The organism is Micromonospora sp. 4G55 (assembly GCF_016803375.1).
The window spans coordinates 1-5,076 of sequence record NZ_JAEVHN010000455.1 but is presented as its reverse complement, the minus strand read 5'-3'; the positions used below and the strand labels follow the sequence as shown (position 1 = coordinate 5,076).

At 71.8% G+C, this 5,076-nt stretch carries 6 protein-coding genes and 1 pseudogene; all 7 read left to right on the top strand.

Features of this window, described 5'->3' with window-relative positions:
• Positions 1–862, top strand: an 862-nt coding sequence (locus JNW89_RS27200) for a carbohydrate ABC transporter permease (protein ID WP_238451193.1), incomplete at its 5' end; no start/stop codon positions are given.
• Entirely contained in the window at positions 862–1,068 is a 207-nt protein-coding gene (locus tag JNW89_RS27195; RefSeq protein ID WP_238451192.1) for a hypothetical protein, read from the top strand. The genes JNW89_RS27200 and JNW89_RS27195, both read left to right, overlap by 1 nt.
• Positions 1,065–1,697 carry a carbohydrate ABC transporter permease gene (locus JNW89_RS27190; protein ID WP_238451191.1) on the top strand — a complete coding sequence of 211 codons (633 nt, stop codon included), beginning with the start codon at positions 1,065–1,067 and terminating at the stop codon, positions 1,695–1,697. The genes JNW89_RS27195 and JNW89_RS27190 overlap by 4 nt, the downstream gene beginning before the upstream one ends.
• A gap of 36 nt (positions 1,698–1,733) precedes the next feature.
• Positions 1,734–2,861, top strand: coding sequence for a glycoside hydrolase family 172 protein (locus JNW89_RS27185; protein WP_238451190.1), 1,128 nt, complete (start codon positions 1,734–1,736; stop codon positions 2,859–2,861).
• 79 nt (positions 2,862–2,940) lie between these two features.
• On the top strand, positions 2,941–3,975 hold the full coding sequence (locus tag JNW89_RS27180; protein ID WP_238451189.1) for a LacI family DNA-binding transcriptional regulator: 1,035 nt from the start codon (positions 2,941–2,943) through the stop codon (positions 3,973–3,975).
• Between the two features lie 98 nt (positions 3,976–4,073).
• Entirely contained in the window at positions 4,074–4,562 is a 489-nt protein-coding gene (locus JNW89_RS27175) for a hypothetical protein (RefSeq protein ID WP_238451187.1), read from the top strand.
• Positions 4,445–5,076, top strand: a pseudogene (locus JNW89_RS27170) (hypothetical protein); the annotation flags it as partial. The gene JNW89_RS27175 and the pseudogene JNW89_RS27170, both read left to right, overlap by 118 nt.

Genomic DNA, 5,076 nt, shown 5'->3' with positions numbered 1-5,076 from the left:
ACGCGACCCTGCTCGCCGCGCCGGCCGCAGTGGTGCTGCTCGCGCTGGTCGCTGGCCGCTGGTGAAGCTCGCCGCGGACAGCCTCTACACCGGCTCGGGGCTCGGCGACGGGCGCAGCTTCGCCGGGCTGGACAACTACGTCACGGCGCTGACCGACCCGGGCATCCGGGCGGCGGCCGGGCGGACCCTGGCGTACACGCTCATCGTGGTCACGGCCGAGCTGGTGCTCGGCCTGGCGGTGGCGCTGCTGTTCCACCGGCTCGGGCCGAAGGCCCGGATCCTGCAGACGCTGTTCCTCTACCCGCTGATGATCGCGCCGGTGGTCGCCGGCCTGCTCTGGCGGTTCCTGATGATCGACAACGTCGGCATCGTCAACGAGTTGCTCACCCGGGTCGGCATCCTCGACAACCCGGGCGACGTGTCCTGGCTCAGCGACCCCGACCTGGTGCTCTTCTCGGTGGCGCTGCCGGACATCTGGCTCACCACCTCGTTCATGACCCTGGTGCTGTACGCCGGTCTCCAGGCCATCCCGCCGGACCTGTACGAGGCGGCCCGCCTCGACGGCGCCCGCGGGCTGCGGCTGCTGGTCAGCGTGACCCTGCCGCTGCTGCGGCCGGTGATCGCGGTGGCGCTGATCATTCGGGGCGTGGACGCCGCCCGGGCGTTCGACGTGATCCTCGTCCAGACCGACGGTGGCCCGCAGTCGGCCTCGGAGACGTTGAGCCTGACCATCTACAAGACGATGGTCAGCTACAACGACCCCGGCACGGCCGCCGCCACCAGCACCCTGTTCATGATCGTCATGATGGTGGTCGCGATGGTCGCGGTGCTGACCATCTGGCGACCGGGTCGGGAGTCCTGATGTCCCCTGTGCTCGCCCGGCGGTGCAGGACCGCCCTGCTCTGGACCGCCGCCGTCGCGGTCGTGGCGCTCTACGGATTCCCGTTCGTCTACCTGGTGCTCACCTCGTTCAAGCCGGCCACCGACGCGATCGCCGTTCCGCCGACCGTGCTGCCCCAACGGTTCAGCCTGGACAACTACCTCACCGCGCTGAACGGCCGGGGGTGACCGCGTCCTTCGTCAACAGCGTGAGCACCGCGCTCATCGCCACCCTGCTGTCGATGGCCCTCGCGGTGCCGGCGGCCTGGGGCATCACCCGGTACCGCACCCGCACTGGGCGGCTGCTGATGGCCGGCTCGCTGCTGGTCCGGATGGCGCCGGCGGTGGCGATCGGCATCCCGCTGGTCACCATCCTCGGCGCGGTCGGTCTCACCGACACTCCCACCGGCCTCGCGCTGGCCCAGACCACGGTGGCGCTGCCCCTGTCGATCTGGCTGCTGGCCAGCTTCTTCGAGGGGGTGCCCCGGGAGATCGAGGAGGCCGCGCTGGTCGACGGCTGCGGCCGGTTCGCCGCGCTGCTGCGGGTCATCCTGCCGGTGGTCTCCGGCGGTGTGGCGGTCACCGCGATCTTCGCCTTCCTGGCCTCCTGGAACGAGTTCCTCTTCGCCCTGCTGCTCACCTCGATCCGGGCCCAGACCACCCCGATCGCGATCGCCAACTTCCAGAGCCAGTTCGGCCTCGACTGGGGTCCGATGACGGCGCTGGCCACGCTCTACTCCGTACCCGCGGTCGTCCTGACGCTGCTGCTGCAACGCCGGATCGTCGCCGGGCTCAGCCTCGGCGCGGTCAAGGGCTGACCGCCGCTCCTCCTCGCACAACCCGAAAGGAACCCCATGTCGTTCTGGCGACCCACCAGCCCCCTCGCGGGACTCTCCCGGGTCAAGGCCGGCCGATCCAGGCGCGAGTCGAGCTGGGACCGCACCGGCGGCAACCGCGACTTCGCCGTCGTGCCGCCCGGCGGGACCCACGTCCTCGCCGACATCACCGGCACCGGCATCATCGAGCACATCTGGCTGACCACCCGCTGCTACTCCCCGCAGTACCTGCGCAAGCTGGTCATCGAGATGTACTGGGACGGCGAGGAGAACCCGAGCGTCCGCAGCCCGCTGGGCGACTTCTTCGGCGTCGGGCACGCCGCCTGCACGCACTACGTGTCGCTGCCGCTGTCGATGGTGTTCGGCCCGCGCCGGGGCCCGAAGGGGCCCTTCGCCGCCGCGATGAACTCGTACTTCCCGATGCCGTTCGGCAGCCACGCGAAGATCGTCATCCGCAACGAGAGCGACCAGCCGATCGAGAACCTCTTCTACTATGTCGACTACGAGCTCACCGACGAGGCGAAGCCGGACGAGGTGGCCTACTTCCACGCGTACTACCGGCAGGAGAAGCCCTGCACGCCGGTGCCGAACGGGCTCGCCCCGGGCGAGGTGCCGGCCCCGTGGGACCTTCCCGGCACCAACCTCACCGGCGAGGAGAACTACGTCATCCTCGACGCCGAGGGCGGCGCCGGTCACTACGTCGGCTGCGTGCTCAGCATCGACAACCACAACGCCTCCAACCAGCCGTACACCTGGCCGGGCGAGGGCGACGACATGATCTTCATTGACGGCGAGCAGTGGCCGCCGTCGCTGCACGGCACCGGCACCGAGGACTACTTCAACGCCGCCTGGGGCTTCCCCAGCGGGGCGTACGCCGGGCCGTACCACGGCATCAGCCTCGCCAGCAGCCCGCAGGAGCACTTCGGCCTGTGGAGCATGTACCGCTTCCACATCGAGGACCCGGTGCGGTTCACCAGCTCGATCAAGGTGACCATCGAGCACGGGCACGCCAACGACCAGGGCAACGACTTCTCGTCCGTGGCCTACTGGTACCAGCACCACCCGCACAAGCCGCTGCTGGAGCTGCCTCCGGTCGAGCAGCGGCTGCCGCGCCGGTGGCCCGAGCACGGCCTGTGGGACGAGTGACCGGTCCGATACCGTTGTCCGGATCCCGGCGTCCCGTGCGGACCAGCGGGCCCCGGCGGAGCACTGTGATGGTGGGCTGATGGGACAGAAGGCGAGCATCCGGGACGTCGCCGCCGCGGCGGGCGTCTCGGTGACCACCGTGTCCCACGTGCTCAACAACAAGTCCGGCACCCGGGTCAGCCCGGAGACCCGCGAACGTGTCGAGTCGGCGGCCCGCCAGCTCGGCTACGCGGCGAACGGGCTGGCCCGCGGGCTGCGGCTGCAGCGCTCGCACACCCTGGGCCTGCTCAGCGACGTCATCGCGACCACCCCGCACGCCGGCCGGATCATCCTCGGCGCGCAGGAGACGGCCTCGGCGCGCGGCTGGGTGCTCATGCTGCTCACCACCGGGGGTGACCCGGAGGTCGAGCGGCGGGAAATCCACGCCCTGGCGCAGCACCGGGTGGACGGCGTGCTCTACGCGACCATGTACCACCAGGTGGTGCGGGTCCCCGAGGAGTTGCGCCCGATGCCGGTGGTGCTGCTCGACGCGGCCAGCGCCGATCCGAGCCTGCCGTCGGTGGTGCCGGACGAGACCGGTGGTGGTCGGGTCGCCGTACGGGAACTGCTCGCGAACGGGCACCGCCGGATCGGCTTCGTCACCAACACCGACGACATCCCCGCCACCCGTGGCCGGCTGCTGGGCTACCAGGAGGCGCTGCGGGAGGTGGGGGTGCCGTACCGGCCCGAGCTGGTGCGCGCCGAGGTCTCCGACACCCAAGGCGGCCACCGGGCGGCCCGGGAGCTGCTCGACCGCCCGGAGCGCCCCACCGCGCTGTTCTGCTTCAACGACCGGATGGCGATGGGCGCCTATCGGGCGGCGACCGAACTGGGCCTACGGATCCCCGACGACCTGTCGGTGATCGGCTTCGACAACCAGGAACTCATCGCCGAAGGGCTGTTCCCCGGTCTCACCACGGTGGCGCTGCCGCACTACGAGATGGGCGCCTGGGCGGTCGAGGAAATGGTCGAGCTGCTCAACCAGCCCAAGGGCACCCGCCGGCGTGCCGCCCGGCAGGTCGTCATGCCCTGCCCGCTGGTCCGCCGCGACTCGGTCGGCGCCCCGCCCGCCTGATCTCCCGCGTACCCCGTCGGTCTCCCCCGCCGACGCACCCCGCCGCCCGTATGCGGCGACCGACCCCCGCCGCCCGCGCGGCATCGAGAGGAACCATCGTGCTGCGACTTCCCGACGCCTGGATCTGGGACTTCTGGTTCGCCCGCGAGGGCGACATCCACCACCTGTTCTTCCTGCGCGCCTCCCGGGCACTCGGCGACCCGGACCGGCGGCACTTCCGGGCCAGCGTCGGCCACGCCGTCTCCACCGACCTGCGGCACTGGACCCAGCTCGCCGACGCCCTGGTCCCCGCCGACCGGCCCGCCTTCGACGACGTCGCCACCTGGACCGGCTCGGTGCTGCCCGGTCCGGACGGCCGGTGGCACATGTTCTACACCGGCGCCGGCAGCACGAGCGGGCCCTGGTCCAACGGATCGGGCTGGCCACCTCGGCCGACCTGGTCACCTGGGAGCGGCACCCGGCCTCGCCGGTGCTCACCGCCGCCGGCCGCTGGTACGAGCGGTTCGGCGACTCCACCTGGCAGGACGAGGCCTGGCGCGACCCGTGGGTGTTCGCCGACCCGGACGGTGACGGCTGGCACATGCTGATCACCGCGCGGGCCAACGAGGGTCCCGTCGACGACCGGGGCGTCATCGCGCACGCCCGCTCGCACGACCTGGTGCACTGGGCGGCGCAACCCCCGATCACCGCGCCGGGCAGCGGCTTCGGTCACCTGGAGGTGCCCCAGGTCGAGATCGTCGACGGCCGGCCGATCCTGCTCTTCTCCTGCCTGCGCGACCAGCTCGCTGAGCGGTGCCGCGACGCCCGCGCCTGCGGCGTCTGGGCGGTGCCGGGCGAATCGCTGCTCGGCCCGTTCGACGCCACGAAGGCGCAGCGGCTCACCGACGACAGCCTCTACAGCGGACGCCTGGTCCGCGACAACGACGGCCGGTGGCAGCTGCTGGCCTTCCTCCACCACGACGAGGGGGGCCGGTTCGTCGGCGAACTGAGCGACCCGATCCCGCTCCGGGTCACCGGCGACGGCACCGTCGTCCTCGGCGACGCCGCGCCGGGCACGCCGTACTCGGTGCACGGCCGCCGGGACGTCGCGCCGGCCGGGCC